3 protein-coding genes are annotated in these 1,814 nt (G+C 66.3%); all 3 read right to left on the bottom strand.

The genetic code is table 11. The features are described from left to right. Positions 1-881: IS66 family transposase (gene tnpC / locus NKH12_RS30305; protein WP_352956466.1), on the bottom strand; the 881-nt coding region annotated here is incomplete at its 3' end. Between the two features lie 69 nt (positions 882-950). Further along, the gene (gene tnpB / locus NKH12_RS30310; protein ID WP_023800865.1) at positions 951-1,307 is read right to left on the bottom strand and encodes an IS66 family insertion sequence element accessory protein TnpB; all 357 of its coding nucleotides are present in this window, start codon (positions 1,305-1,307) and stop codon (positions 951-953) included. Continuing rightward, positions 1,304-1,738, bottom strand: a complete 435-nt coding sequence (tnpA, locus tag NKH12_RS30315; RefSeq protein WP_095518983.1) for an IS66-like element accessory protein TnpA — start codon at positions 1,736-1,738, stop codon at positions 1,304-1,306. Before tnpA ends, tnpB begins: the two co-directional genes overlap by 4 nt. Positions 1,739-1,814: the final 76 nt, after the last annotated feature.

A 1,814-nucleotide genomic window follows, 5' to 3' on the forward strand; every position in this document is an offset into this window, starting at 1 on the left:
GCGAGATGAGCGATCGGACGCTCGGCCTTTCGGTCCGGCGCATAGACATAGGCGACGCCCGGCGGGTCGCTTCCATTCCATGGGCGGTCATCGCGGGCATAGGCCCACAGCTGCCCAGTCTTCGTCTTGCCGCGGCCCGGATCGAGCACCGGCGCCGTGGTTTCGTCAGCAAAGAGCTTCGGTGAAGTCTTCAGCTTGCCAAGCAGCCGCTCATGCACCGGACGAAGGTGCCAGGCGGCGCGGCCGACCCAGTCGGCGAGCGTGGACCGGTCGAGATTGATGCCCTGCCGGGCATAGATCTGCGCCTGACGATAGAGCGGCAGGTGGTCAGCATATTTGGACACCAGCACCTGAGCGACCGTCGCCTCGGTTGGCAAACCGCTCTCGATCAGCCGGGCGGGCGCCGGAGCCTGAACGACCACATCCTCGCAGGCGCGGCAGGCATATTTGGGCCGGCGCACGACGATCACACGCAGCTGCGCCGGAACGATGTCGAGCCGCTCGCTCACGTCCTCACCGATCCGATGCAAGCCATTGCGGCAGCCCGGACAGGCATGGTCCTCGATGTCGACGACCATTTCCACCCGCGGCAGATGGGGTGGCAACGCGCCGCGGTTCGTCCGGCGCTTCCTGGCGCGCTCCAGACGCTCTGCGGGAGATGCTTGTTCATTCTCTTCCTCGTCGGCGGCCTCGATCTGCTCGGCCTCTTCGAGCCCCAGCAGCAACTGATCCTCGGGAAGCGTCTCAGCTCTTCGGCCGAAGCGGTGACGCTGCAATTCCTTGATGATCTGGATCAGGCGGGCGTTCTCGACGTCGCGCGCCAGGACCATCGCCTTCAGCGCGTCCGGATCGTCGGGAAGCTGGTCAGCCGCCATCGCCATGACCGGATCAGACCATATTCGCCGACATCCCGCGACAGCGGAATCCAGGCTGATTCACTTCGTCGCGGGTCAGCCCGCCTGAACCGGAACGCGGGTCCTGCGCGCCTCGTGGACCCGCCGCCAGTCGAGACCTTCGAGCAGCGCCGACAACTGCGCGGCCGTCAGCCGCATCATGCCGTCATGCACTTTCGGCCAGCGGAACTCGCCGTCCTCCAGACGTTTGGCGTAAAGGCAGACGCCGGTGCCATCCCAGAAGATCAGCTTGATCCGATCCGTCCGCTTCGCCCGGAAGACATAGACCGCGCCGCTGAACGGATCGGCGCCCATCGTCTCGCGCACAAGCGCCGCGAGGCCCTCCGCACCCTTGCGGAAGTCCACCGGCTTCGTCGCCACCATGACCTTGACCGCACCCGTCGGCCCGATCACGTCGTCGCCTTCAGCGCTCGGATTACAGCGGCCACCGTCCTGGTGTCGGCGCCACGGCCGACCCGCATAGCGACGCCGTCTATCTCCAGCTCGATCACACCGTCTCGGGCGGCTTTCTGCTTCCGCCGCCGCCTTGCCGCCGGTTCAGGCCTCGGCGCTGCAATCACCGCCGGAACAAACAACGATTCCGGTGCCGGCGCTTCCGCCAACGGCTGACGAGCGGCCCGACGCCAGGCGAACAGCTGCTGCGGGGACAAAGCGTATCGCCGCGCCACCGCGCTCACGGTCGCGCCGGCTTCGTAGCTTTCCGCCACGATCCGCGCCTTCTCCTCCGGCAGCCATTCGCGCCGCCGACCGGAGCCCGTGAACACCTCGAACCGGCGCGCGGGCTCGTGATCGCTGGATTTAAGCGTAAGCTCTGAAATCGTCATGTGTCGAAGCCCTCAAAGGCTCCGAACATCGTCCTTCACGCCGATCACCGAAAGGTGCCGTCGGGACATCGCTTAC

It is taken from the genome of Mesorhizobium sp. M1322 (assembly GCF_040318085.1).
Taxonomy (GTDB): domain Bacteria; phylum Pseudomonadota; class Alphaproteobacteria; order Rhizobiales; family Rhizobiaceae; genus Mesorhizobium.